The organism is Pseudomonas sp. SDO55104_S430 (genome assembly GCF_054070595.1).
On the sequence record NZ_JBSVXG010000487.1, the window covers coordinates 1 to 1,068 of the forward strand.

The 1,068-nt window shown below is 62.2% G+C and carries 1 protein-coding gene; it reads left to right on the forward strand.

Annotation, left to right across the window (positions count from 1 at the left end):
• Window positions 1–115 precede the first annotated feature (115 nt).
• Window positions 116–991 (forward strand): LysR substrate-binding domain-containing protein, encoded by an 876-nt coding sequence (locus ACW9JE_RS30840; RefSeq protein WP_457434924.1) that lies wholly within the window; start codon window positions 116–118, stop codon window positions 989–991.
• Window positions 992–1,068: the final 77 nt, after the last annotated feature.

Sequence of the window (1,068 nt, forward strand, 5' to 3'; positions counted from 1 at the left end):
CGAATCCTGTAGGAGCGAGGCTTGCCCGCGAAGGCGTCGGCACAAACAACACTTGCATCGGCCCGTAGCCAATAGTCAGATAGGCACCACAACACAAAAACATCGAGCCCCTTCCATGCGTCAACTGCCCTCGCTCACCATGCTGCGCGTCTTCGAAGAGGTCGCGCGGCATCGCAGTTTCAGCCAGGCGGCCGTGGGAATGAACGTCACCCAGGGCGCCGTCAGCCGGCAGATCAAGCAACTGGAAGATTACCTGGGCGTCGCGCTATTCATTCGCACGCCCCAGGGCCTGACCCTGACCGAAACCGGTATTGCCCTCTCCCCTCATCTGAGCGACGCCTTCGACCATATCGAACGCGCCTTGCAAGCAGTGCGCGTGCCCAATCTGCGCCAGCGCCTGCGCATCGTCGCGCCGCCGACCTGGGGCACGCGCTGGCTGTCGGCGCATCTGCGCGCCTTTGTCCAGCGCTACCCCGATATCAGCCTGAGCGTGACCAACCAGTTGGGCCACGAAAGCCTCGCGGAAATCGACTGCCACATCCGCTTCGGCCTGGAAGCGGCGCATCATTGCCACAGTCAATTACTGGTGATGGAGCGGCATATCGCGGTCGCCAGCCCCGAGCTGTTCAACGGCGATCAGCCGCCGGACCTGCGGCAGTTTCCGTTGCTGCACATCCTGCACGACGGCAAGCGCCTGAAGGTATGGGAGAACTGGCTGGCGGCCATGGGCCGGGATGACGTCGATGCCGGGCAAGGGCTGGAATTCAGCACCCTGGACCAGGTGATCCACACGACACTGGCCGGTGGCGGCCTGGCGGTGATCGACCGGCAGATGATCGTGAAGGAACTGGCCAACGGCAGCCTGCTGCCCATCACCCCGGTGGAGGTGATCGGGCCCTATGGCTATTGGCTGGATGTGGCGAATGACAAGCGGGGGTTGTCGAAGGTGCGGTTGTTTACTGATTGGTTGAGTGTGGTCAGTAATCCCTGACACACCACTATTCTTTGATACACCACAGTCCCCTGTGGGAGCGGGCTTGCTCGCGAAGGCGTCGTGTCAGCTGCATT

Excerpts from the sequence above, each read along its gene's own strand:
- ACW9JE_RS30840 (WP_457434924.1), top strand. The coding sequence starts at position 116 with ATGCGTCAACTGCCCTCGCTCACCATGCTGCGCGTCTTCGAAGAGGTC.